This is a genomic window from Thiopseudomonas alkaliphila (genome assembly GCF_001267175.1).
In the GTDB taxonomy this organism is placed as follows: Bacteria; Pseudomonadota; Gammaproteobacteria; order Pseudomonadales; family Pseudomonadaceae; genus Oblitimonas; species Oblitimonas alkaliphila.
In genome coordinates this window covers 370,708-395,862 of sequence record NZ_CP012358.1, presented here as the reverse complement: position 1 = coordinate 395,862, position 25,155 = coordinate 370,708, and the positions used below count along the sequence as shown (strand labels likewise).

The following is a 25,155-nucleotide window of genomic DNA, read 5'->3' as shown; positions in this document are numbered from 1 at the left end:
CCATTAAAGTCGCTCTGCGACTAATTGCTTTAATACCGTTAATTGCCCGTGAAAAAAATGACTGCAGCCGGCCACCTGAATCAACTCATGAGGAATAGATAACTGCTGTGTCCACTGAAGCACTAACTCAGGCTCGATCACTTCATCGGCCATTGGTTGAATAACCGTGAGCTGGGTTGATAGCGCGGCTAGCGCTTCAGGCTCTACCCTTGATACCGCTGGTGCAACCATATACAGCTGATGAGGTGAAATACCTTGCGCAGCTAATCGCTCAGCTAAAGCTGCCACCACAAAGCCACCGAAGGAAAAGCCTAATAGGTACACCGGCGCAACAGGATATTTAGCTTGCAGCCATTCTAGCGCCGCAAGTGCATCATCCACTTCACCTTGCTCCATATCATGCTGCCCCTGACTTTGACCCACGCCACGATAATTAAAACGCAGTGTGGTTAGGCCCGCATCTCGGGCAACCCGCTGTAAAGTGGTGATCACTTTATTTTGCATGGTTCCGCCCTTGACCGGATTAGGGTGAGCAATCAAAACAACCCCTTGGGCCCCTTGATCCAAATAGCGCCCTTCTAGCGTCCCCACTGTACCTGCAATTGAAACAGCTATTTCTGTGTTACTCAATGCTTATCTCCTCAGCCCTAGCTTCTGCTAGCCAGATTTATACAGAGGCTAACAGGCAACTAAATAAGTACTAGTCTAACGTTTAGCTTCTTTAGTACACTCGCTAGGGTAACAAACTCTAAGCAGCCGCTGAAATAATTTCCCTTGAATGGCGCGCAAATCAGTCATTTAGGCTATTTTAGAGCGGCACCCCTGTACCGAGGTCAGATCAAGAGAGGAAATCTTGTGGGCAATTCAGAATTCTTAATGCCAATTTGGCTGCTGCCAAGCGCAACCTTTATTGTGGGATTAATTATCGGGCTAATTATCGCTAAAGCCCGCCAGTCGACGCCCGCGCAAACTCAGCAACAACTAGATGACTTACAGCTACGCTTTAGTCAATACCAAGAAGATGTGGCCACCCATATCAACACCACCGCTTCGCTGATGAACACCTTGAATCAAAACTATCAAGATGTGCAAGAACACCTGGCAATGGGTGCTGAACGCTTAACCCTAGATGAGGTAGCACGTCAAAAACTCCTCGCTCGCCTACAAGATAACGAATCTAAGAAAGAACGTATCGGCACTAGCACCTTAACTGCTAGCGCTCAACCACCTAAAGACTATGCACCTAAAGGCGAGCAAGACATTGGCGCACTCGATGAGAGTTATGGACTAAAAACTAAAGCCAGTGATTAGTCTTTGCTGTTTACACATCCATGCCGCTAAGTAATTAGCGGCATTTTAATTTTTAACTATAACCTTTCTCAATTGTATGCCAAACTCTAGCTCTGCCACTGCTATCACTTCGCGCAATGTGCAAGCCTCACGTCTTGGCTTTTTTATTGCAGGCTTTGGCTTAGCGCTATGGGCGCCCTTAGTCCCCTATGTACGTGCACGAATTCCAATGAGTGATGGGGTATTTGGCTTAATGCTGCTTTGCATTGGTATCGGCTCACTCCTGTTTATGCCAATGACTGCACTCTTCTCTTCACGTGTTGGCATACGCGGCTGCATTATTGGCAGCACCTTAATATTGCTCATTGCGCTGTTTTTAATGAACTACACCCACTCACTTTACTGGCTTGGGCTGGCACTGTTTTTATTTGGTGGCAGTCTTGGCTTATTAGATGTAGTGCTGAATATTCAGGGGTTAGTGGTCGAACAAGGCCTTAAACGCTCAATTTTGCCTAACCTACATGGTATTTTTAGTTTAGGCACGATCAGTGGCGCCCTGCTCTTAACCCTATGTTTAGTGGCAGGCTTAGCCATTGAATATAGTTTATTACTCATGATGGCTGTGCTCTTGATTGCAGTTACGCTTGGGTATCCAGGCTTTTTGAGTGACAAAACCAAAGCCAGTGGCAGCTCTTTTATGAAACCAACCTCTTTAGTCGCGCTGATTGGCGGCATGTGCTTTATCGTTTATTTGGCAGAGGGCGCGGTACTGGACTGGAGCGCACTGTTTTTAATCAAACAAAAAGAGATGCTAAGCAGCCAAGCAGGCCTTGGGTATGCCAGTTTTTCTTTGATGGTGATGCTAGGACGCTTTGTGGGCAGTCAGATTGTTGCCTATTTTGGCGTAGTAAAAACCGTGGTACTTGGTGGCCTAATCGCTGCCTTAGGAATTGGCCTCAGTATCCTCGCGCCACACTGGACTCTTGCTCTGATAGGCTATGGTATCTGTGGACTTGGCTGCGCCAATATCTCACCCGTGTTGATTTCTTCACTCAGCCAACAACAGCTCATGCCAACCCATTTAGCCGTAGCGGCAGCCACTACTATTGGTTATGCCGGAGTACTAGCAGGTCCTGCATTACTTGGCGGAGTAGCCCAGCTTAGCAGCCTAACGGCTGCATTTATCGCCTTAGCGGTATTGCTATTAATGGTGTCAGTATTAGGCAGTTTCTATCAGCGTATGCAGTAACTACTGATGCTGCTTAAAAATAATCAACACTCCCCCTAGTCTGCACATGGTTATTTTATGTGGTGCGCAGTAGAATGACGAGATTTCCAAAAAAAGATGAACGCTTTAGCAAAAAAATGTACTTACCCCCTATTGCATGCTGTTTGGTTTTATAGTCAAGATTGATGTTATGAATAAATACTCTCGTATACTTTTACTTGGTTTGGCTTGCCTGCCCTTCATGGCACAGGCCGAAAGTACTCCTATGGAACAAGCGCCTAAAACGAAACTAAACACCAAAACCATTTATGGTTTATATGAAAAAGTAAGTATTAGCGCTATTGATTTAAAGGTGGAAGCTAAGCTCGATACTGGAGCACAAACGGCCTCCTTAAGCGCCCGCGATATTCGTCGATTTAAACGTGATGGCGAATCGTGGGTAGAATTTTACCTTGCGATCGATGAAGCTCACGACAATAAAATAGAATTGCCATTAGTGCGCACCAGTAAAATTAAACGTCGCTCGGATGATTACGATGAAGAAGGTGATGAGGAAACCTATACCCGCCGCCCGGTCGTGCATTTACCGGTATGTTTGGGCAACCAACGTCACACCATTGAAGTCAATCTCACTGACCGTAGTGCCTTCAAGTTTCCTTTACTGATCGGCTCTAACGCCCTCACTCAGTTTGGCGCACTGGTTGACGTCAGTGAAAACTACGTAGCAGGCGAGCCTGCGTGTAAACCCTCTTCCCAATCATCGGCCGAGTAATTCTATGCGTTCTTTAAATATGCACCTCAAAGTTTTAATCACCTTGTTGGTTACCTTGGGTGTACTGGTGACTTGTTATCAAATTTTTGTTCTCAATATTCCTGTCACTGAAGATGAAACCGATGATTTATGGAATATTGACGCGCGTGTAGAGTTTCAAGCCCACGCTCGCGAACCAGTTAAACTGCAGATGTTTATTCCGCCACTGAATCAAGACTATGTCAGCCTCAACGAAAGCTTTATCTCGCATAATTATGGAGTGAGCGTCAATCAGGCTGAAGGAAATCGCCGCCTAACTTGGTCGGCACGTCGTGCCAGCGGCAAACAAACACTGTATTACCGCTTAGTTATGACCAAGCGCTACAGTGGTGAACAAACTAAAGCGAAAGGCCCAATTTATCGCGAGTCAACGGTAATTGATGGCCCAGAAAAAATTGCTGCCGAAGCCCTTTTAGCACCGATTCGTCAACACTCTGCAGACGTAGAAACCTTTATTAGTGAAGCCATTAAGCGGGTTAACAATACTAATGACGATAACGTCAAATTACTGCTTGGCGGCAATACGTCTAGCGAGCGTAAAGCAGAAGTTATTGATCTTATTCTCTCCATTGCCCACGTGCCTATGGAGCGTCTGCACACTCTGCGCCTAGTGGCCAATACCGAACAATCACCCGAGTTATGGCTACGTAGCTTTAATGGTAAAAACTGGCTGTACTTTAACCCACAGACTGGCGAGCAAGGCTTACCTAGCGACCGAATCATTTGGTGGACTGGAGACGCGCCCTTATTATCACTCGAAGGCGGCAGCAAACCGCAAGTGAGCTTCACCCTCAATAACAGCGAAATGAATGCTATGCGTTTAGCTAAGCTAGCGGGTGAAAGCACTGACGCTGACTTTTTAGATTACTCGCTGTATGGCTTGCCGTTGAAAACCCAGCAAACCTACCAAATCATGATCATGATTCCGATTGGCGTTTTGGTGATCTTAATTCTACGCAACCTCGGTGGCTTACAAACCTTAGGCACCTTTACTCCGGTTCTGATTGCACTAGCCTTTCGTGAAACTCAGCTGGGTTTTGGAATCTTGCTATTCACCATTATTACCACACTCGGACTGTCTTTACGCTCCTACCTAGAACACCTCAAATTACAAATGCTGCCACGCTTGTCGGTGGTGCTAACTTTTGTGGTGGTGTTAATCGCCTTTATTAGCCTGCTTAGCCATAAGCTAGGTCTAGAGCGCGGACTATCCGTAGCGTTATTCCCCATGGTGATTTTAACCATGACTATTGAGCGCCTCTCAATTACATGGGAAGAGCGTGGTGGTGGCCATGCGTTTAAAGTTGCAATCGGTACTTTAGTGGCTGCCACACTTGCGCATTACCTAATGTCGATTCCGCAGTTGACCTACTTTATCTTCACTTTCCCTGGTGTTCTGCTAGTAATGGTCGGCTTTATGTTAGCCATGGGCCGTTACCGTGGTTATCGCTTAACTGAACTGTTTCGCTTCAAAGCATTTTTAAAGGATTAAGCCGTTATGTTTGGTCTAATAAAAACTTGGCGCGAGCTCAGTAAACTGGGAATCATGGGGATTAACCGCCGCAATGCCGATTATGTTTTAAAGTACAACAAACGTAGTCTGTATCCGATCGTTGACGATAAGATCCTCACCAAGCAACGCGCTCTAGAAAATGGTGTTAAGGTCCCAGAAATGTATGGTGTGATCTCAACTGAAAAAGAGATCGCCCAACTTAGCAAAATCATTAATGGCCATGAAGACTTTGTCATTAAGCCGGCTCAGGGAGCCGGTGGTGACGGCATCATTGTGATTGCTGACCGTTTTGAAGGGCGTTATCGCACCGTCTCGGGCAAAATCATGAGTCACGAAGAAATTGAGTATCAGATCTCCAGTATTTTAACTGGCCTATACTCACTAGGAGGCGCTCGTGACCGGGCGCTGATTGAATATCGCGTCAAACCCGACCCCATTTTTAAAAGCATTAGCTATGAAGGGGTGCCCGATATTCGCATCATTGTCCTGATGGGCTACCCTGTTATGGCCATGCTACGCTTACCTACCCGCCAATCAGGCGGTAAAGCTAACTTGCACCAAGGAGCGATCGGTGTTGGTGTTGACTTAGCCACGGGAAAAACCCTAGAAGGCACTTGGCTTAACAACAAAATCAATAAGCATCCTGACACCACACATCCAGTGGCAGGCGTGCAACTTCCTGACTGGCAAGGCTTCATTCACTTAGCTGCTAGCTGCTATGAGCTGTGTGGACTTGGTTACATTGGTGTAGATATGGTACTTGACCAAGAACAAGGACCGTTAATTTTAGAAATTAACGCCCGTCCTGGGCTAAATATTCAAATCGCTAATAATGCCGGCTTAACTACGCGCACCCATGCTGTAGAGCAGCATCTTGCTGAGCTTAAACGTCAAGATAAAACCGAAAGTGTCGAGCAACGCGTAGCCTTTGTGCAACAACACTTTGCTGCCGCCAAACCATAACCAAACAATCGCGCTGCTTAGCCAATACTTTGCAGCGCTGCCAACTAAATGTGACCCTGATCACAACTCTGTTGTTATCCATAAGCCCATATTTTTCTGAAAAAAGCATACTAGCTGCCAGTAAACTACAGTTCATAGGCTGTGACGCGTCGCGATCCCGCTGTTCTCTTTGATGATGGTAGCCATCAATGTTTAATGTTTTAGTCACTGGAGATGTTATTCAGTCCAATCAGTTTTACTAGATCCCGGTGGAGATCTAACCTTTACTCCATTAAACATTGAAATTTCTCGCTATATTTCGTCGCGCAGCCTAACCTATATTTTTGCCTCGCACCGAGATCCAGGTATTATTGCTGCGCTGGATAGATGGTTACTCCATACTCCAGCTAAAGTGATTACCTTCAAACTGTGGGCGCGCTTTTTGCCGCACTTGTCAGCTGTATTCTTAACCCAAAATCATGGCATTAAAACTACTGATCGAGTGATTGCCGTTCCCGATGCAGGTACTCAATTTTGCTTTGGCAATACCACCCTCAACGCCTTACCTGCACACTTTCTCCACTCAGTTGGTAACCTGCAGTTGAATCCTTTGCTGAGCACGCCCCTAGCATGCAAGGCTTTCATCAACGTATATGGTTAGCAAACAAGTGCCCCACCTTTAGGACAATATGGTCCGGCAGCTAAATGTAGAAATGTTCGTGCCGCAACATGGCCGGTTCTTTAAGGGAAAAGGAATGATTGAGCAGTTTTTAAGTCGGATTGAAACACTCGACTGTGGCATTGATTTAGTCAATCAGCACAGCTATCAAGTGCCCCAACAACTACTCAAATTAGACTAGTTTCAGCTCCGTTTTATTGCATAAAAAAGGCCCGAGTTTCCTCAGGCCTTAGACTTAGAGTTGTCCTGCTTAGCTAACCTTAACTAAAAACAATCTCATCCTGCTTCACTTGTGCATGGATAGTACTGCCCGGCGCAAATGCTCCAGTTAAAATCGCTTGCGCTAATGGATTTTCGATCCAGCGTTGAATCGCGCGTTTTAGTGGGCGTGCGCCATATAAAGGATCGTAACCAACCGCTACTAACTTATCTAATGCATCCTGGCCTAACTGCAAGTGTAGTTCACGCTCAGCTAAACGCTGACGTAACCGACCCAACTGAATTTCTGCAATACCGGCAATTTGTTCTTTAGCTAAAGGCTCAAAGATCACCAACTCATCAATCCGGTTAATAAACTCAGGACGGAAATGCGTACCCACCGCATCCATTACCGCAGCACGCTGTGCCTCTTTGTCTCCGACTAACTCTTGAATTTGCATAGAACCAAGGTTAGAGGTCATTACAATCACGGTATTTCTAAAATCAACCGTACGCCCCTGACTATCGGTTAAGCGCCCGTCCTCCAACACTTGTAGCAGCACGTTAAACACATCCGGATGCGCTTTTTCCACTTCATCCATGAGTACTACCGAGTAAGGCTTACGACGTACAGCTTCGGTTAAATAACCACCCTCTTCATAGCCTACATAACCAGGAGGCGCACCAATTAAACGGGCCACCGAGTGCTTCTCCATAAACTCCGACATATCAATGCGCACCATGGCATCTTCGGTATCAAACAAAAACTCTGCCAAAGCTTTACAGAGTTCAGTTTTACCCACCCCTGTTGGACCTAAGAATAAAAATGAACCACTAGGGCGATCAGGGTCAGACAAGCCAGCACGAGAACGGCGTACGGCATTAGCTACGGCCGTTACGGCTTCATCTTGGCCGATAACGCGCTGATGCAATAAAGACTCCATTTGCAGTAGCTTTTCACGCTCGCCTTCCATCATTTTCGAAACAGGAATTCCAGTCCATTTGGACACTACATCCGCTATCTCCTCTTCAGTTACTTTGTTACGTAGCAACTGATTTTCCGTTTTACTGTGCTCATCCACCTCAGCTAAATCGCGCTCTAACTTTGGAATAACACCGTACTGCAACTCAGACATCTTCGCTAAGTCACCGCTACGCCTTGCAATTTCATAGTCTTGACGTGCCTGTTCAATTTTTTGCTTGATCTGAGCAGATCCTTGTACTTCAGCTTTTTCAGCCTTCCAAATCTGCTCTAAGTCGGCGTACTCACGTTCCAACTCAGTGATTTCTTGCTCTAATTTAGCTAAGCGTTTTTTAGTCGCCTCATCGGTTTCTTTTTTCAGTGCTTCTCGCTCAATTTTTAACTGAATCAAGCGACGATCCAGTTTATCTAGCGCCTCAGGCTTAGAGTCAATTTCCATCCGAATACGGCTGGCGGCCTCATCAATTAAGTCAATAGCCTTATCTGGCAACTGACGATCGGTGATGTAGCGTGACGACAACTTAGCCGCCGCAATAATTGCACTGTCAGTAATTTCTACTTTATGGTGCACTTCATAGCGCTCTTTTAAGCCACGCAAAATCGCAATAGTGTCTTCTTCGCTCGGCTCATCCACCAATACTTTCTGGAAACGACGTTCTAAAGCAGCATCTTTTTCAATGTACTGACGATATTCATCAAGCGTGGTAGCTCCCACACAGTGCAGTTCACCACGCGCTAAGGCAGGCTTTAGCATATTACCGGCATCCATCGCGCCGTCAGCTTTACCCGCCCCGACCATGGTATGCAGCTCATCAATAAATAAGATGATTTGGCCTTCTTGCTTAGCCACTTCATTGAGCAAGCCTTTCAGGCGCTCTTCAAATTCACCACGAAACTTTGCTCCGGCAATCAACGCGCCCATATCTAGCGATAATAAGCGCTTACCTTTTAAACCATCGGGCACCTCACCATTGACGATGCGCTGCGCCAATCCTTCAGCAATCGCCGTCTTACCAACCCCTGGCTCACCAATTAACACAGGGTTATTTTTTGTACGACGCTGCAGCACTTGGATGGTTCGACGAATTTCATCGTCACGACCAATCACAGGATCCAACTTACCTTCTTCAGCACGCTGGGTAAGATCGATGGTGTACTTATCCAGCGCTTGACGCGACTCTTCAGCATTAGGATCATTCACGGTTTCACCACCGCGCAAATTACTAATCGCATTTTCTAGCGCTTTTGCTGTGACTCCTTGCTCTAACAGCACTTTACCTAATGCCGTGTTGCTATCCATCGCTGCTAGCAGCACCCATTCACTGGAAATATACTGGTCATTTTTTTGCTGTGACAATCGATCGGCTTGATTCAACAAGCGAGCGGTATCTTGCGAAAGGTTGACATCACCGGTAGGTTGTTGAATCTGCGGCAGTTGCTCAAGTAACTGATTTAAGTCACTGGTCAACTTTTGCATATTGAAGCCCACTTGCATCAACAAGGGCCGAACCGACCCACCTTGCTGATCCAACAGTGCTTTAAATAAATGAACTGGTTCAATTGCCGGGTTATCCTTACCTACAGCTAAGGATTGTGCATCCGCCAAAGCCATTTGTAACTGACTGGTAAAACGATCTATACGCATAATCTGCCTCAAATTTGAAAATAAGGTGAGCTTGCTCAATCGTTCCTAAAAGCTCACCAGGAATACCTACTATTTATGGGCTTATTTTACTATTTCAAGCCTTGCCTTGCTTTTAGCAGCAACCTATGAATTAATCATGAAACCAAATAGAATTCGACTTTTACAAATGGTTCCTGTATCATCAGCTTCACCTAATAGTCTTGTAAGACTGGGGCCGATTAGGATTCGACGCCGGATACAAAACTTGAGGGGCATGCCGAGTTGGTAACAGAACTCGTAAATCCACTGTTGTAACTTTTATAGTTGCCAATGACGAAACTTATGGGGAATACGCTCTAGCTGCGTAAGCGGCCTTAGCCCTTCCCTTCTGGATGCTTCGGCGCCAGCAATCATTAGAGGATGTCTGTAAACTCGAAGTGATTGTCAGATAGAACAGAATCGCTGTGCGGTATGTTGTGGACCAAGCAGCTAAATATTACACAACTCGCCCAAAGCACCCTGCCCGTCGGGTCGCCTAGGGTTAACTTAATAGACAAGGCTAAGCATGTAGAACCGATAGCAGAGTGCTGGCGGACGGGGGTTCAAATCCCCCCGGCTCCACCAAACAAACCTAGTAAAATCAAGCACTTATGTTTTTACAATGCCCAAAAATGATACCCGTTTAGAGTGGTTTTAACTCCATTTGGGCAGCATTTGGGCAGCATTGTTTTACTAGAAAGAAGCCCCTTAACTGGGGCTTTTTTACGCCTAGAGTTAATGTAAAACTTTATTCATTCCCGTTACCATCACCTCAAACTCTTCAAGCTGAACAATGGTAATCGCACCGGCTAAAAACATTCCCATCATGAAGTATCTGATAGCTTGCTCTGGCCCCTCCACGAAACCAGCCGTATCCTTTATGTCATCAAGCCAGTTTTGCGCATAATCATAATGGTCGGGAATTAGCCTTTTAGCCTCTGTCACTAGCTTCTTAATATCCATATATCACCTCGCTAAGATTCGTTATTTCTTAGTGTAGGTGCTTAAAGCTGATTAGCAAATTCTTGTAGCGCTGTTAGTTTTGCCCGGCATTCATCAGCCTGTGCTGCTACTCGGAAAATATCTGCTGCAGTTGCTGGGTGTAGCTCTGCTCGGGCTCCGGCTGCATCATCCAAACCGATGGTTTCGGTGTTGGTGGGTACACTGGAGCAGCTGGTTGGCTCGATACGGACTGACAGCCGGTGCTTAGCACTAGCGAGCTCAGTAATAAGCTGCTGATTAGCTTTTTGTTCATGTGATAACTCCTGATAGTGCTTTTGTTCAAGCTCAGTTAGTGCCTGTTGCTTAGCCTTTGCCTCGCTAAATAGATTATTAATAACCTTGGCGTTATGCTCTGCTAGACCGCGCAAATAGTTAGCGTGGCTTAACTCCAACTGAGCTATTTGCTTATCTTTTTTCCAGCTACTAGCCGTCCAGCCTGCCGCAAACATAACCGCGCTAGCCAACAGTCCTAAATAAATAGACTTATTCATACTCAGCCACCGCTTTTAATACCTGCTGATAAAGATCATTCCATGTGTGCCGATGCGGCTTACCTGGACGCCATGTGCGTAGGTATAAATCCCATGCTGCCTGAGCATCACCAAGCTCTGGTAGTGATCGTGGATCTGTCCATAAAAGTAACCGAGCAAATGCAGCTGCCAAGATATCGTCCCGATCAAGCTTGCTGTAAACACTTGTACTATCAGATCGAATGCCTCGCTTAATGCAGATATCTGCAGCTAGTGTTCTAGTCATATGATGATTCAAAACACCATACACCCCGCCGCCTTTCTCAAATTGCCAAAAGCCACGCGCTGGTCCTTTAATTTGGCGGCGATGAATAAAGCGAGACTCCTGCAAGCCTATGGCTAGCATCATTACTACCGCTTTTTTACTTTTCATACGCGCAGGTAAAAGTGCCAGCGCCGGATCAATCGCAGTCTGGATTACATTTTTTAGCATTAGGTTACCTTTCTATAGACAATAAAAAACCCGCCGTAGCGGGTTTTAAAATCATTCGTTTTTTACTTAGGGTGGCTATCCTTTACTTTTTTAATGGCTGAGTAGAAAGGCTCAATACGCTTTTCAGGGTTATTATTCATTCCATGCCACAGCATATCTAACTGCTCTGAAAGCTCAGGATAGTCCATTATGCGACGATCCTGATACTTGCTAGGCAAATTTAAATTCATACTGTTATCTCACTATCTAGATATGGAAATAATGAAAATTTAATCTGATAGCTATCTTGAGTAGATTTATTAAACTCTACATAGCCAGACTCGCAGATACCTGTAAACTCACCATCTACATAGACTTTTGAGCCAATTGGTACCCCTTCAAGCACTGTTCCATTTAAATGTATATTCATGGTCGGTCGAGGTAAAATTTTCCCATCACGAACATACTCAAAAGAATCTATAGCCATCCCTTCCATTACAAACTCATCTGTTTGAGCTTGAATTTCGAAGCCCTCTTCAGGACATGTTCCTGTTCTTAAAATTTTTCCTAAGGAATCATAAACAATAAACTTTTTCATTTTCATCGTTTGAACTCTGTATAAGTTATAGAGCGAGTTCCTACTGCACCTTGGTTAAATAAGTCTCTATCTCGAACCATTTCTAAAACATAAGTTGCAGTACTGCCGCTGTAGGAGTCCTCAACTGTAAATGAAGAAATTACTGCTTCACCCCACCGAATGATCAAACCTACATGCCCACCTACAGACCAAAGAATTTTATTTCCCTCTAAACGTCGTAAACGCATACGCGCCCATACATCACCCCCTGACACGATATAAGATTCAACACTACAAGAGATATTCGCTGTGGCTCCACTGGGCCTAACAACTAATCGAGCAATTTCTCTCCACTGATTAGGGCTTACATTCCATATATACTGACTTGATATAATCACGCTATATGGCAGAGTTACAGCTCGCCCAGCAATTTTTAATGTGTCTACAGCGGCATTACCAATTTTAGCTGATGAAATTGAAGCATTAGCTATTTTTACAGAAGTAATTGAAGCATTAGCTATTTTTGCAGAAGTAATTGCAGAGTCTGCTATTTTGGCTGATGTAATAGTCGCATTTTGAATGAAAGCGTTATTTAGATAAATATTCCCCCCTTGAATAACGGCAGGAGACACAGCTTTTCCATTAGCATTGTTAAAAAATGCAAAGCGATCCGCACTAAAAAGCATCTGAGACTGCATTCCACTAGGGGTATTTTCGATTCCAATCCCCATGCCTGCTGCGTAATAACGGCCATCAGCTGTAACAGCAAGTTTTACGCTATGCATTACAGATAACTTTCCACTTGTAGAAGCTTGTGCGCTAGATACCTGTTGGATTGCTGCTGTATTTTTGTTCGCCTTAACGGATATTTCAGTCAAGGAGCGTCCTTGAGAAAGGATATCTTTACCCTGCTGCGTTACCTGAGCATCTAATACTGCCAAGGCCGAAGCATTCGCATTTAATACAGCATCTGCTTTACCTGGTACCCAAGGCGAAGGTGTACGGTTATCTCCGATCTGCTGCTCAACCATGACTCGACTAATCAACAAAAAGTTTTCCTCCGAAATCGGAGATTTCTCTTCGTTGATATAGATTAATATACCCAGAATTGCTGAGTTCTTAGGTGCATCGACGACAGCAGAAACCCTCGTCCACTCACCGCCAGTAATTTCTGGGAAGCGCTCTGAAGTTTCAACAGGGTAACGATTCAACCAAGTACGAGACCCCTCTTCTGAACTAGCCGTTACACCTAATATTTGCAGTCGCTTATTGATGGGGCTGAAGACATAAGCGGAGATAATGTAGTTTTTCTCTTCTTCAATGTTTGCCCAAGTATTAGCACTGCGCGCATACCTAAACAGCGCCACTTTTTCCTCGGTATTAGGCTTGAATTTAAGAGCTACGTCTAAAGCACCAACCCCAGCGCCTATCTCCAGCAGCTCGCGACTGGCATAGGCCGTAGATGTGCCATCCATAGTCGCCGCCATTGAAGCCTCTGCGCCTAAAAGGTTTACGCCTGTATTAGGCAGAGCATCTATCGCAGCTTTCAAACTCGTCACAGATTGGCTTTGAGAAGCAATATCTTGACCTTGCTGAGTGACTTTCGTGTCTAGTGCCTGAACCGCAGCGGCATCGGCCTTAGTGTCAGCCAGCTTTTTTGCGGCCGCTGCATCAGCAATTCCTTGCTGTGCTTTACCATCCGTAGCTTTTAAGTCTGCAGTCAGCTTAGTTAATGAACTGCTTTGCGACGCAATCTTTTCACCTTGCTGAGCGACTTGCGTATCCAGTGCTTGAACAGCAGCGGCATCAGCTTTGGTACCAGCCAGCTTTTTGGCGGCCGCTGCATCAGCAATTCCTTGCTGTGCTTTACTATCCGTAGCTTTTAAGTCTGCAGTCAGCTTAGTTAATGAACTGCTTTGCGACGCAATCTTTTCACCTTGCTGAGTGACTTGCGTATCCAGTGCTTGAACAGCAGCGGCATCAGCTTTGGTACCAGCCAGCTTTTTGGCAGCCGCTGCATCAGCAATACCTTGCTGTGCTTTACTATCCGTAGCTTTTAAGTCTGCAGTCAGCTTAGTTAATGAACTGCTTTGCGACGCAATCTTTTCACCTTGCTGAATGACTTTCGTATTCAGCGCCTGAACCGCAGTGGCATCGGCTTTCGTTTCAGCTAATGCCTTAGCAGCCGTAGCGTCATCAACACCTTGCTGAGCCTTATCATCAACAACTTTTAAGTCAGAAGAAAGCTTCGTTATTGAGCCGCTCTGAGAAATAAGCTCTTTACCCTGCTGCGTTACCTGAGCATCTAATACTGCCAAAGCTGAAGCGTTCGCATTTAACACAGCATCTGCTTTACCAGGCACCCAAGGCGAAGGTGTACGGTTATCTCCGACCTGCTGTTCAACCATGACTCGGCTAATCAACAAAAAATTCTCCTCCGAAATCGGTGAGTTTTCTTCGTTGATATAAATTGTCATGCCCAGAATCACGGCATCCTTAGGTGCATTGACGACAGCAGAAACCCTCGTCCATTCACCACCCGTAATTTCTGAAAAACGCTCTGAAGTTTCAGCGGGGTAACGATTAAACCACGGCGGATTCGTTTCTGAATTAGCCATTACGCCTAATATTTGTAGTCGCTTATTGATGGGACTGAAGACATAAGCGGAGATAATGTAGTTTTTCTCTTCTTCAATGTTTGCCCAAGTATTAGCGCTGCGTGAATACCTAAACAGCGCCACTTTATCAGCAGTATCAGGCTTAAATTTAAGAGCAGCGTCTAAAACACCAACCCCGGATCCTATCTCCAACAACTCTCGACTGGCATTGAACATAGATGTGCCATCCATAGTCGCAGCCATTGATGCCTCTGCGCCTAAAAGGTTTACGCCTGTATTAGGCAGAGCATCTATCGCAGCTTTCAAACTCGTCACAGATTGGCTTTGCGAAGCAATATCTTGACCTTGCTGAGTCACTCTGGTGTCCAATGCCTGAACCACAGCAGCATCGGCCTTGGTGCCAGCCAGTTTCTTGGCAGCCGCCGCATCAGCAATTCCTTGCTCTGCTTTACCATCCATAATTTTTAAGTCTGCAGTCAGCTTGGTTAATGAACTGCTTTGCGATGCAATATCTTGCCCTTGCTTAGTCACCTTGGTATCTAGCGCTGCTACTGCAGTGGCATCGGCCTTGGTGTTGGCGAGCTTTTTGGCCGCTGCCGCATCAGTAATACCTTGTTGTGCTTTACTGTCCGTAGCTTTTAAGTCAGCAGTCAGCTTGGTCAATGAGTTGCTTTGCGATGCAATGTCTTGCCCTTGCTGAGTGACTTTGGTATCTAATGCTGCTACTGCAGCGGCATCAGCTTTTGTCTCTGCTAGTTGCTTAGCAGCCTTGGCATCGTCAATACCTTGCTGTGCTTTCTCATTGGCAACCTTTAAGCTAGAAGATAGTTTAGTAATTGAGCCACTTTGCGTAGCAATCTCTTCTCCTTGTTGACTAACTTTTTGAGTAATAACCTGTAGCTGGCTTGCAAGAGCACCTACCAAATTATCAATTGAAGAGTAGTCACCAATTTTCTCCCAAAAGACGGTATCGGTTGGCAAATTGCCTTTTGTGACTTTCTTAGCTTTATAAACAGCGCCTTCATAAAGCACTACTTCTGATGCCAAATATTCAATTTCAGCATCGTATAGACCTGACTGCTCTAAACTCTCTATTTCTTCCTTGAGAGTAAAAAGCTGCTCTTCTAGCTCCTTATTAAATATTTCAAGCTTAGTATCAACACTGCCCTCCAAAACTCCCAATTGCTTTTCAGTTTCCTGTATAGCAACATCAAGATCTTTCAGTCCATACTCGAGAGCATCAATCGAATCTATCTTTTCATGTAAAAGTTGTTCAGTTTGCTGTAAACCAGCTTCCACACTTTTTAAATGCTCATCAATCTGATCAATAGAGCTGATTTTTTCATTTAAATGCTTACCAAGATGAGTCTCATTAATTTCACCTGACAGGTAGTCTAAAATTTCTTCGGCCTTTGCACTGGACTCTCCTGAAATCCAATTTGACCACGGACCAATATTTCCTGATCGATCAACTAAACGAGCTCTAAAGTTAAATATCTGCCCAGCCCCAAGCCCTGTTAATGTGTGCGTGTTTGCTGGATAGGCAAAACTTCCTAAACTAAGAACCTCTTCATTACTCTGAGCTTTGTACTGCAGTTCTGTTCGCTCAGTATCAAGTGCACCTTGCACTGGGAACCCCCAGTTCAACTTGATACCAAAAACCAAAGATTCTGTTTTTAAAAATGCAACATGAGGTGGGGTTCCTTGCTTTCCTTTAACTAAAGTTTCTTCACTAAAAGATGGCAAAGACAGTACATCTACAGCATTTACTGCTCTGACTTGTGCAACATATTTACCAGCATATACACCAGTCACTTCAAACCCAAGGCTAGAAGTACGAGGTACTGCAACCCAGTCACCGTTGTCTTTTCGCCACAGCGCCTCATAAGCAATAGCACCTTCTACTTGCTCCCACTGCACACGTAATGTTGTAACTGCTTGGCCTTGATGGACAGTACTAAAACTACTAATTACTACATTTTTTGGCGGCACCTGAACACTTGGTGGACGCACGGTGATCGGCCGCTCATCTAGACGTGCACCATGCTCTACATGCTCAAATTTGCTTGGCTCATATTGAATGCCTTCAATAGTATGTTCTATAGAACCGCTAGCACGCTTTACACGCAGCACTCGATACTGCTGCAGCTTTAACTCTAGGGGCTCTAAAACCCAAACAGCCTGCTCATTTGGCTCTTCACTATAAACAGTGTTTACAGTTACTACTCGCCCCTTAATACCGCTAATAGTTCTAGCCTCAGCGCGCCCACTTGGTAAGTTAAGCTTGAGTCTATCCCCCACTAAGGCGGAAACTTCACGATCAAGTGTAATCTTGCGTCCACTTACAGCAGATATGCGCCCACCAATCGAACGACCAGCTAGCTTTTCATCAGCCACAGCTACAACCATTCCTGGTACTGGTATTTTCCCTTCTAAGCCAGTCACAAAAGAAATGCTTCGATCAAACTTATTAGTTAGCAATAGTTGTTTGCCACGACGCTGAGCTTCACTCTCGCGTGTAGTGCCGATAGCAGTAACTTCTACTTGATTAATACCATAACGGCGAATCATGCCATCATCTGAAACTACTACCGGCTCTTGCTCATAATGATTATCTGGATTGCTATATGAAACTAAAGCAATAGAGTGCTTAGTATTTGCTTTTTGACTGCCATATTGAAACTGTCCATCTTTTACATCTGCATTGGTATAAACGTACTCAACAGCGCGCGGCATATCAGCATCTAATGCAATCTGTGCACCATTCCAATAAGTCATTCCATTGAATGCCGCTGCGATATCTCGCAACGTTGACCAGGCTGCATTTCTATCATTAAAAACACAGTCAAAGGTATGACGTGGCTCCATACCCCCTTTGCCATTTGGAACTAATTCGTCACAATAACGTGCAATACGATAGACAGACCACTTATCTACTTGGCTAGCCTTAATCCAGCGCCCTAACCCATAACGTTCAGAAAGTACTAAATCGTACCAAATCCAAGCAGGATTATTTGTGTATGCCCATACAAAACTACCATCCCATACTCCATCATATGTACGAGCTATCGAATCGTAATTGCTTGGAACACGAATTAGTTTCCATTTTTTACGAACAGATACTGTGGGCACTGTCCCTGAAAAATGGGCTGAGTCAAACTCTAAGAATAATAACGCTGTATGGGGATAACGAAGCTTTGCATCAACAATTTCAGCTAGCGAAATAATCTGCATAGTATCAGCTACTTTGCCACCTACTTTATTAGGTGTTAAACGCCTTACTCGAACCCGCCAGCCAGTCAGTGCTTTAGGTAGCTCTATGCGGTGAGAGCGCTGATATTCAGTAGTAACTTTATCATTGATAACATAGCTTCCAACCTCTTGGTAATTTCCATCATCAATCGCGATATCGATTGCATATACAATTTTGTAACCAACAACGTCACCATTACCTAGCTGCTCATATAGCTGCGGCCAAGAAAAACGTAGACGTATAGCTGACAACTGAGTATTAGTAATATTTTTGACAAAAGGCGAGTCACTTTTGAGTTCTACGCCCAATCCAATTTCATTTTCAACGACAGGCATACCTGCAATATGCAGCTGATGAGGCGTACCTGGCCGAAACTCCCACTTAACACCCGGAATATTTTCATTTCCCTGCTCATCTAGAATGGGTGTTCCATCTAGTAAAATATTTTTACCTGTAATCTCTGGATCCACCTCACCATCAGCTAAAGCTAATAAAACTCGAGCATAAGCAACCGAGCGTGCAGTGTCAGGATGTTCTACTGGTTGACGTGGTTTTTTCTTACCTTTCTTTGCACCTTTAAGTACTGCAGATACAGTCATGATATTTCTCTTAGGCATAAAAAAACCCTCATCGATGTGAGGGTCTTAGTAATATTGAAAGCTACATTTTGTCTTCGGGATAAATTCCAGCGCTAATGACGGCACCGCCAATTTCTCGCTCACCATAAGGCACAGGGACAGGGTATCCCTGTGCAACAGTATTTACTGGACCACCAAATCCATGCGAAGGAGTATTTTCTGGAGCGCTACGACCTTTCAAACCTTTGGGCTGAGGACTTAATAGTTGCATAGCACCACCTAAAGCTAATGAAGCCCCCATAATTGCTACGCCACCCCACAAACCACCTGCAGTAAATGCTGCAGACGCCCCACCGGTCATCACTGCCGCAGCAGCTATTAGCGCACCGCCTAATACTGTTTGCATTACACCGCCTTTTTTTCTCCCCGAAACAACAGGAACAATCCTAATCTCGTGACTACCAGCTAGTGAGAAACATTCTTCTGAAATGTTTTCTCGATTACGGAAAATCGCATAACGAATGCCTTTTAAATCACTTTCCCTAACAAACTCAGTGAATCCCTCTACTGTCTGCTGCAAAGCAGATAAAGCTTCTCGTAGTGTTCCACTTTCTAAATAGCGCTTGTGGCGGCGTCCAAAACGTTTAGCTAAAGAGCCTGATAATAAAATAGTAACCACTTAAGCCTCCCATAAACGATGTCTGCCACACTTAATTGTTCGGTCATATAGATAGCCACCATAGACTGTTTTTCCGCTCATTCGACCATATAAGTGATGCAAAATTACGCCATCACCTAAATAAACGGCTCCATGATTAGCTGTTTTCGATTCAACCTGCATAATTATCAAATCACCTCGTTGAAGCGAGCCTTTACTAACCTCTAAAAAACCAGTCTCTTCAAATAAGTCCAAATATAAGTTTTGCCCTTTTTCCCACCACTCATCCTCACGAAAGTAGTTTGGCAGCTCTATGCCTGCCTCCAATGCATAGAAGTCTCGGATCAGGCCATAACAGTCACATCTTGTTCCATGAACAAATGGGCGCCCTTCTAACGGTGGAATGCCTGTAAGGGGCTGAATAATATTTAAATCTGCCTCTGGCCAACTCAAAATATACCAAGGTAAGTTACCTTCATTGCAGCGCACAATATCTGCGATAGATGCACGACTACTTTCATCAGGATGAGTATGTACAACCCCAATAATCTCACCTTGAGCTTCAGCTAAAACGTACTCACTAGGTGCTATTTCAAACTCATCACCTGACTCTGAGCTGATATTAGTACAAGGAAAATAGTGATGCGCCCGACCCGACTTGATAATAAGGCCACATGCCTCTTTTGGGTAAGCTTGCTCAGCATGACGACAAATGGCTTTAAAAATATGTTTACGCATACTAAGCCCTAATTAGAGAAGAGGCTGGGAAACCACCAAATGGCAGTTCTTCATGTTCACCAAACCGTTTTTTACAGTCATGTAGACACCCTCCACATTTATCTAGCGCAGGATCATCTGTTACCTCCCCTGTCTCAGTAAACTTTGCAGCTCCTAAATAACCGCAGTCAGGCCCCCGGTAGCCACCAGTAATCGCCCACTGACATAAACTGTGGATTTGCCTAGCTGGCAACATCTGCCCATCTAGATCTGCAGGAGAAGACAATGAAAAAACAACCATTTCATCGTTTTCAGATGCCTTATGATCGATATACCAAATTGATATAGCTTCTTGCTCAGGGTCTGCTTTAGCATTGCCGCTCGGAAAGTTATCAGCATCTAAATAATGTGAAAACGTTTCTCTAATAGTAACTTTTGCATGAGTTAAATCATTAAAGTGCAAACAAAGAGCCGTGATACTTAAATCAACATTGGCTAACGATAATGTCGGTGTGGGAGCAGCACCGTGGCCTGTCAACTCTGCCCCCTCTAAAGCGCATGGCCACGGCTGATATACATGTCCTTGCCAAATAATAGGGCCAGCATCATGAGCATGAAATCTCAACATATCACCACCGAAACCAGTGCAATCCACCTCTAACAGTTGTACTTCAGCTCCTGGCTCTAGTAACTGATAATCTGCTGTAATCATCAATAAGAACTCCTCTAGGCTAAGGATGAAAGCACTGTTTAAACTTGACGGTTAGCGTTGCAATATTTGCCGTATGCATCACAATATTTTTACCTTCACTTTTATACATTCCTTGATCACCCAAAGGGTTTTCCCATAAGAACGCTTTTCCAATATGCTCAGCTAAAAAGGTATCGATTGCTCTTATTAAACTAATCCTTCCTTTAAATCGTAGATCCCAATCTTTAGCTATTGGATTTAAACCATCAGCAACTGATTGTTCATACCCATCTCCAAAACTAACACTGCGTATCGAAACACGCTCTGTCGCTGATGGCTCTGACTGCAAATTCCACTCAAAAACTTTCATGCACTATCCGCCTTTAACAAAGTTAAATAACACTCCATTCGGACGCATCTCTTGAAGCATTGCCCGTTTAAACTGCATGGCATAACTTTCAGCGATTTGCATTCCTTGCTGACGAGCATCATTTTCGGAAACGCCCACACCCGCTGTCACATGAATATCAGTTGTAAAGTGAAAATCTCCACCAACGCGGCTTGCCGTATTTTCCTGAACCTTGTTTAAGGTACGATCAAGTTTTGCTGAGGTTTCAGCCGTGGTGACCCGCTCGCCTTTCTGTAATAACCAAGTTCCTGTTTCTGGAACCTTGTCAATACCGTCATGTGCCATACCTGCAAGTGTCTGTGCACCAATCATACCAACCGACATATAACCTAATCCGCGGGTCCAAGAGCTTAGCGTTCCGGTAGGATCAATCGCTAACGCAGCAGTAGCAGCCTGCTCTGTATTAATGATAGCCTGAGCCATTGAGGCCGCTTTACTTGCAGCAAACATTACTTTGTAAGCAATGCTGCCCTCCTGTCCTAGCTCACGCAATAGCTCTGCAGCTTGTCCTGTCATGCTGGCATACGTTGCTAAAGTTGCGGTGGTTGATGCTTTTTGAAGACTTGCCAACTTTTTACTATTTTCTTCATCAATTTCACTTAATCGATCGCTATAAGTTTGCTTATCAATTAAGCCTTGCTCATAAGCTTGCATTTGTATTAAGCGCTGTTTCTCATGCCATTCACGTAGCTTAGACTCAGCGTCTGCTACGCGTAGCAGTTCACCGGATGGCCCCCCTACCGATGCGTCTAACCCATCAAACGTAGGCGCCTCAACTATCAAGTCTTTTGAAATAGCTGTTATTGCTTTCGCATAATCCTTAGATGAAAGTGCATATTTATTGGTAGCTAACGCAGCTTCATCTAATAACGTTTTACGCTCTTTCAACCGATGCAAAGACTTCTCTTCTTGGCTGGCTAGCGAATTAATAAGCTCTAGTGCTTCTTTTTGTTTCTCATAAGCGTTAGTTAGCTCAAGTGCTAATTGAGCTCGTCTTAGATCAGCCTCATCCAAACCATCGCGGGACAATTTATATAACGTCCACTGCTCACTTGTGTAATTAAGTGCTTTAGCCTGATCTTCAAGCGCCTCTACCTGACTAAGTAATGCTTTTTTTGCTCGTTCAAGCTCTTTATTCTGATTTTTTAGTTCACTACGATAACGTTGCGCTGCCTGCTCTACCTCTTGCTGTTTCTTTAAAGATGCTGCTTTAGCATCTAACTTTGCATACTCTTGCTTAAGCAATTCAGCCTCGTTCTCACTAAGCTCTGAGTGCTTTCCTAAGCGATACTGAATTGCAAAGCGTTCTGCTTCACTGGTAACGCCTAGTAAAGCGATCCGCTCCTGCAAATCGCCCGACATTTTTGTATACAGCTCGCCAACACTGCTTAGAACATGACTACTTATATTCGCTGCACTTGTTGCCCCATTAATTGCTTCTTCCATTCGCTTATAATCTTGCTCTAGCGTACGCACAGGACCCATCATGTTTTGCACTTGGGCAATGAGGCCAATAAAACTTTTAGCCCCACGCTCTGACACGTCGTCGGCTTGTTCAATAGCTCTTACAACAGCATCAAAGTCGACCTCTACGTTTGCTCGCACATCTTTACTGGCTTTGGATATAGCTTCTAATGCAGCAACTCCACCACTAACATCTGGGCTAAGCCCAGACTTATAAGCAAAAGCTAAACGACGCTCAATTTCTCGCTCAGTATTACCTAAACTTTTTTCAAGCTCAGCTTTTGCCGAGTTTAATTCTTCACGTTTTTTATCTAACTCAGCTAGCTGAGCTGCTCTTCCCATCGTGGATAGCTTTTCTAACGCTTGATCCATCACTGGCACTAAGCTTTGTAAATCTTCACGTGTCTGCTTCGCACTAGAAGCAAAGCTATACAGGCCATAGCCAGCAAGTAAAGCTAAGCCTGTTGGCCCACCAACCAACCCAAGTGCCGCATTAGCAGCGCGGGCGGTTACAGTTAAGCTAGTTAGTGCATAAGTTGCTTTACGTGAAGCTTGCTCAGTGCCAGCCAGTGCTAATTGTGCTCGTACTCCGCTAGCTGTCAGACTGACAAAATCCTTAGAAGCGACTAATGCTGCGGCGCCTGTTTTTAATAGCGATGCAACCATGCGAGTCATTAATAGGCCAGCTAGAACTTCTGTACCACTAACAACTTGATCAACGACAGTCTTTAATCCTCCACTGCCTAGCGCATCGGACAACTTGTTCAATGTTGGCAACAATCTAGCAGCCATTTCATTAAACAAACCTTGTCCAATGAGAGACATTTTTCCTAAGTTGGCATTAAACTCAGTCGCAGCAATGGCGAAATCATGATCAATGACTCCACCTAAACGCTCTGCCTCATCCGCCAAATCACTAATCGCTCCTTTACCACTAGCTGCAGCAGCTGCAATCTTTACTCCGCCAGAATCAAAAAATTTAAAAGAGTGGCGTACTCGCTCAGAGTGTTCATCAAGCTCAGATAATGCATCAACAATCTCTACAAAGGTTTTTGCTGGGTCTTGCTTGGAGAGCCGTTGAGCATCTAACCCTAACTCCTGAATTGATTTAGCTGCAGCCCCAGTTCCTTTGGCTGCTTCAGCAACTCTTCGCGTCATTCGCTGAAGAGCCATATCAAACTCGCCATTTGCCATACCTGCACTTTGAGCAGTGGCATAGCGCAGCTTGCTTAACTCATTCGTGGTTGTGCCTAATTTAGTAGCAACATCTAAAGCAGCATTAGCTGTATCAATCGAACCTTTAATCCAACCAGAAAAGGCACTTGCGGTAATCCCAGCAGCTACACCAGCCAATGCTGTTTTCATAGCGAGTGAAGATTTTTTCACCTTATTTGCTGAGTTCTCTATGTCTTTTGCATTTTTCTGTGCATTTCTAGCCGCTTTATCCATGGGTTCAGTAAAACCGCCAACTTTTGCAATAAGATCAAGAGTTAACTGACCTAGCGATCTAGTGCTCATGGTTTACTCCAGGCATAAAAAAACCCGCCGAAGCGGGTGTTGTAAATATATAAAAGTTAACCAGCAATAAGCGCACCTAAAATGTTAGAAGCAACAACGACAGTTGCCATAATAATGATAAATGCAGGGATTGATGCAAACGCCCACTTAACCATAAACACAACCATTGACCAGAATGTCATCTCAATATCAACAACTACAACTGGGTTAGCATTTTTAATGCTAATTCTGTTAACTGGCTGGTACGACGGAGTGGGTTGAGTCAGTTTCGTCTGAGACTGCTCGCTCTCTGCCTTTATCTTAGCTTCCTGTTTCGCATCAAACTTAGCGTAATAAACCCCACATTCAGGGCACTGATCCTTGCTTCTTTTCTGCTCATAATCAGTCGGCTCATAATCACACTTTGGACACTGCATTCCTTTCACTCCCCAATAATATGTAAATAATGCTTGATGAATATAACTCACCTAGATCCTGCTAGCTATATAACTAGGATTGACAACAATCCACGAGCATGCATAAAGTGCGCGCGTCACTGCAAATTCAGTGATCGGGTTTGGTCGCCCGAATATCTCACGGTGCACATCACCGCTATAGCGGTTTTTTTGTGCCTGCTTTATGGCGGGCTGTGCGCAGGACACCTTCGGGTGTGCCGGGTCCGTGATCTCGGTCGACCAACCTGTGCATAGCTCGCCACCCATTGCTTGGTCACTTTGCTGGTGAGCCTTAATTGGTCGTCACGGAGACATATCATGCAAGCACTTACCTTAATAATCTAAATAGCTTAGCCTTGGGCTAGGCTAGCTAAAAATTGGCTTCGCTTCAGTTGCTGAACCCTAGCTTCTTACTCGCCCGTGTCTCTTGTTTTCAACAAATCTAAACAAGCTTATTTTAGGGTTAAATCAACCTTCATCGATGTTTTTTACATCCCAATATTATACCCGCCTTGAAGTGCTGCAGAACGTCAGCGCCAGCCCTACTAGGTAAATACCGGTTAGTGATAGCTTCGATATAAAGGTGATCCACAAGTTACACAATAATGGGTCTTTCGGCGATCCGTAGCATTAGAGAGCCCCTTAAATTGAATATGCGTACCTGAGCAAGAGTGACATTTAATTTTTCCACCTTTAGCACAATCAGGATTTTCTTTTTTATACTCATCAAAGGTAGGAAAGCGGCGATAACGGTTCCAGTAATGGTAATAAAAAATCCCTATAAATAAAGCCAATAAAATAACAAAAAATGAAAAATTCAAAAGCTCAGAAAAAATATTGATACTCATGACTGTAAAATCCCTTAGTTATTTAGACATTTATTTATTATAAATTATGTAATAGATACTTTGAACTCCTAAAAGTAATTTTTATAACAACGACTCTACATTCAATATATAAAAGCCACTTAAATAAAAAACCTGCGGGT

The 25,155-nt window shown here is 44.4% G+C and carries 20 protein-coding genes, 1 other RNA gene and 1 pseudogene; 7 read left to right on the top strand and 15 right to left on the bottom strand.

Annotated elements, in window-relative coordinates; all coding sequences use genetic code 11:
- Positions 1 to 3 precede the first annotated feature (3 nt).
- The gene (locus tag AKN87_RS01950) at positions 4 to 630 is read right to left on the bottom strand and encodes an alpha/beta hydrolase (RefSeq protein ID WP_053102291.1); all 627 of its coding nucleotides are present in this window, start codon (positions 628 to 630) and stop codon (positions 4 to 6) included.
- A gap of 225 nt (positions 631 to 855) precedes the next feature.
- Here AKN87_RS01950 and AKN87_RS01945 point away from each other — a divergent pair, with 225 nt between their 5' ends.
- From AKN87_RS01945 to AKN87_RS12565, 6 genes and pseudogenes are all read left to right on the top strand, one after another.
- Entirely contained in the window at positions 856 to 1,311 is a 456-nt protein-coding gene (locus AKN87_RS01945; protein ID WP_408033272.1) for a YhcB family protein, read from the top strand.
- Between the two features lie 76 nt (positions 1,312 to 1,387).
- Positions 1,388 to 2,539 (top strand): MFS transporter, encoded by a 1,152-nt coding sequence (locus tag AKN87_RS01940; protein ID WP_053102290.1) that lies wholly within the window; start codon positions 1,388 to 1,390, stop codon positions 2,537 to 2,539.
- A 220-nt stretch (positions 2,540 to 2,759) separates the two neighbouring features.
- Entirely contained in the window at positions 2,760 to 3,290 is a 531-nt protein-coding gene (locus AKN87_RS01935) for an ATP-dependent zinc protease family protein (protein WP_231692575.1), read from the top strand.
- 4 nt (positions 3,291 to 3,294) lie between these two features.
- Complete coding sequence (gene rloB / locus AKN87_RS01930; protein WP_053099405.1) at positions 3,295 to 4,821, top strand: osmotic stress tolerance membrane protein RloB; 1,527 nt, start codon at positions 3,295 to 3,297, stop codon at positions 4,819 to 4,821.
- 6 nt (positions 4,822 to 4,827) lie between these two features.
- Entirely contained in the window at positions 4,828 to 5,805 is a 978-nt protein-coding gene (locus AKN87_RS01925; RefSeq protein ID WP_053102289.1) for an alpha-L-glutamate ligase-like protein, read from the top strand.
- A gap of 195 nt (positions 5,806 to 6,000) precedes the next feature.
- Positions 6,001 to 6,644, top strand: a pseudogene (locus AKN87_RS12565) (oxygen-binding di-iron domain-containing protein).
- 79 nt (positions 6,645 to 6,723) lie between these two features.
- Here the strand turns inward: AKN87_RS12565 and clpB are convergent.
- The gene (gene clpB / locus AKN87_RS01915; protein ID WP_053099403.1) at positions 6,724 to 9,288 is read right to left on the bottom strand and encodes an ATP-dependent chaperone ClpB; all 2,565 of its coding nucleotides are present in this window, start codon (positions 9,286 to 9,288) and stop codon (positions 6,724 to 6,726) included.
- Between the two features lie 210 nt (positions 9,289 to 9,498).
- Between clpB and ssrA the strand changes: the two genes are divergently transcribed.
- Positions 9,499 to 9,891, top strand: a transfer-messenger RNA (tmRNA) gene (gene ssrA, locus AKN87_RS12045).
- Between the two features lie 150 nt (positions 9,892 to 10,041).
- Here ssrA and AKN87_RS01910 read toward each other — a convergent pair.
- The 13 genes from AKN87_RS01910 to AKN87_RS12220 form a co-directional block, all read right to left on the bottom strand.
- On the bottom strand, positions 10,042 to 10,269 hold the full coding sequence (locus AKN87_RS01910; protein WP_053102288.1) for a hypothetical protein: 228 nt from the start codon (positions 10,267 to 10,269) through the stop codon (positions 10,042 to 10,044).
- Between the two features lie 41 nt (positions 10,270 to 10,310).
- Positions 10,311 to 10,799 (bottom strand): lysis system i-spanin subunit Rz, encoded by a 489-nt coding sequence (locus AKN87_RS01905; protein ID WP_053101827.1) that lies wholly within the window; start codon positions 10,797 to 10,799, stop codon positions 10,311 to 10,313.
- Positions 10,792 to 11,271, bottom strand: a complete 480-nt coding sequence (locus AKN87_RS01900) for a hypothetical protein (protein ID WP_053102287.1) — start codon at positions 11,269 to 11,271, stop codon at positions 10,792 to 10,794. The genes AKN87_RS01905 and AKN87_RS01900 overlap by 8 nt, the downstream gene beginning before the upstream one ends.
- Before the next feature lie 62 nt (positions 11,272 to 11,333).
- Positions 11,334 to 11,501, bottom strand: coding sequence for a hypothetical protein (locus tag AKN87_RS12345; protein WP_199533071.1), 168 nt, complete (start codon positions 11,499 to 11,501; stop codon positions 11,334 to 11,336).
- Positions 11,498 to 11,854, bottom strand: a complete 357-nt coding sequence (locus AKN87_RS01895; protein ID WP_053102286.1) for a hypothetical protein — start codon at positions 11,852 to 11,854, stop codon at positions 11,498 to 11,500. Before AKN87_RS01895 ends, AKN87_RS12345 begins: the two co-directional genes overlap by 4 nt.
- A complete protein-coding gene (locus tag AKN87_RS12410; protein WP_053102285.1) occupies positions 11,851 to 18,297 on the bottom strand; it encodes a phage tail protein in 6,447 nt (2,148 codons plus the stop codon). Before AKN87_RS12410 ends, AKN87_RS01895 begins: the two co-directional genes overlap by 4 nt.
- 61 nt (positions 18,298 to 18,358) lie before the next feature.
- Positions 18,359 to 18,955 carry a tail assembly protein gene (locus AKN87_RS01885; protein ID WP_053102284.1) on the bottom strand — a complete coding sequence of 199 codons (597 nt, stop codon included), beginning with the start codon at positions 18,953 to 18,955 and terminating at the stop codon, positions 18,359 to 18,361.
- Entirely contained in the window at positions 18,956 to 19,672 is a 717-nt protein-coding gene (locus AKN87_RS01880) for a C40 family peptidase (protein WP_053102283.1), read from the bottom strand.
- 1 nt (position 19,673) lies between these two features.
- The gene (locus AKN87_RS01875) at positions 19,674 to 20,366 is read right to left on the bottom strand and encodes a phage minor tail protein L (protein WP_053102282.1); all 693 of its coding nucleotides are present in this window, start codon (positions 20,364 to 20,366) and stop codon (positions 19,674 to 19,676) included.
- A 16-nt stretch (positions 20,367 to 20,382) separates the two neighbouring features.
- Complete coding sequence (locus tag AKN87_RS01870; protein ID WP_053101814.1) at positions 20,383 to 20,712, bottom strand: phage tail protein; 330 nt, start codon at positions 20,710 to 20,712, stop codon at positions 20,383 to 20,385.
- A 3-nt stretch (positions 20,713 to 20,715) separates the two neighbouring features.
- Entirely contained in the window at positions 20,716 to 23,733 is a 3,018-nt protein-coding gene (locus AKN87_RS01865; RefSeq protein WP_053102281.1) for a coiled-coil domain-containing protein, read from the bottom strand.
- A 56-nt stretch (positions 23,734 to 23,789) separates the two neighbouring features.
- Positions 23,790 to 24,200 (bottom strand): hypothetical protein, encoded by a 411-nt coding sequence (locus AKN87_RS01860; RefSeq protein WP_053101811.1) that lies wholly within the window; start codon positions 24,198 to 24,200, stop codon positions 23,790 to 23,792.
- Positions 24,201 to 24,727: 527 nt separating this feature from the next.
- Positions 24,728 to 25,015, bottom strand: a complete 288-nt coding sequence (locus AKN87_RS12220; RefSeq protein WP_148561485.1) for a cbb3-type cytochrome oxidase subunit 3 — start codon at positions 25,013 to 25,015, stop codon at positions 24,728 to 24,730.
- Positions 25,016 to 25,155: the final 140 nt, after the last annotated feature.

What these genes read in the sequence shown, in the direction of transcription:
- AKN87_RS01940 (WP_053102290.1), top strand. Translation starts at nt 1,388, where the DNA reads ATGCCAAACTCTAGCTCTGCCACTGCTATCACTTCGCGCAATGTGCAA.
- AKN87_RS12345 (WP_199533071.1), bottom strand. Translation starts at nt 11,501, where the DNA reads ATGAATTTAAATTTGCCTAGCAAGTATCAGGATCGTCGCATAATGGAC.
- AKN87_RS01900 (WP_053102287.1), bottom strand. Translation starts at nt 11,271, where the DNA reads ATGCTAAAAAATGTAATCCAGACTGCGATTGATCCGGCGCTGGCACTT.
- rloB (WP_053099405.1), top strand. Translation starts at nt 3,295, where the DNA reads ATGCGTTCTTTAAATATGCACCTCAAAGTTTTAATCACCTTGTTGGTT.
- AKN87_RS01910 (WP_053102288.1), bottom strand. Translation starts at nt 10,269, where the DNA reads ATGGATATTAAGAAGCTAGTGACAGAGGCTAAAAGGCTAATTCCCGAC.
- AKN87_RS01925 (WP_053102289.1), top strand. Translation starts at nt 4,828, where the DNA reads ATGTTTGGTCTAATAAAAACTTGGCGCGAGCTCAGTAAACTGGGAATC.
- AKN87_RS12220 (WP_148561485.1), bottom strand. Translation starts at nt 25,015, where the DNA reads ATGAGTATCAATATTTTTTCTGAGCTTTTGAATTTTTCATTTTTTGTT.
- clpB (WP_053099403.1), bottom strand. Translation starts at nt 9,288, where the DNA reads ATGCGTATAGATCGTTTTACCAGTCAGTTACAAATGGCTTTGGCGGAT.
- AKN87_RS01895 (WP_053102286.1), bottom strand. Translation starts at nt 11,854, where the DNA reads ATGAAAATGAAAAAGTTTATTGTTTATGATTCCTTAGGAAAAATTTTA.
- AKN87_RS01865 (WP_053102281.1), bottom strand. Translation starts at nt 23,733, where the DNA reads ATGAGCACTAGATCGCTAGGTCAGTTAACTCTTGATCTTATTGCAAAA.
- AKN87_RS01880 (WP_053102283.1), bottom strand. Translation starts at nt 19,672, where the DNA reads ATGCGTAAACATATTTTTAAAGCCATTTGTCGTCATGCTGAGCAAGCT.
- AKN87_RS12410 (WP_053102285.1), bottom strand. Translation starts at nt 18,297, where the DNA reads ATGACTGTATCTGCAGTACTTAAAGGTGCAAAGAAAGGTAAGAAAAAA.
- AKN87_RS01935 (WP_231692575.1), top strand. Translation starts at nt 2,760, where the DNA reads ATGGCACAGGCCGAAAGTACTCCTATGGAACAAGCGCCTAAAACGAAA.
- AKN87_RS01905 (WP_053101827.1), bottom strand. Translation starts at nt 10,799, where the DNA reads ATGAATAAGTCTATTTATTTAGGACTGTTGGCTAGCGCGGTTATGTTT.
- AKN87_RS01870 (WP_053101814.1), bottom strand. Translation starts at nt 20,712, where the DNA reads ATGAAAGTTTTTGAGTGGAATTTGCAGTCAGAGCCATCAGCGACAGAG.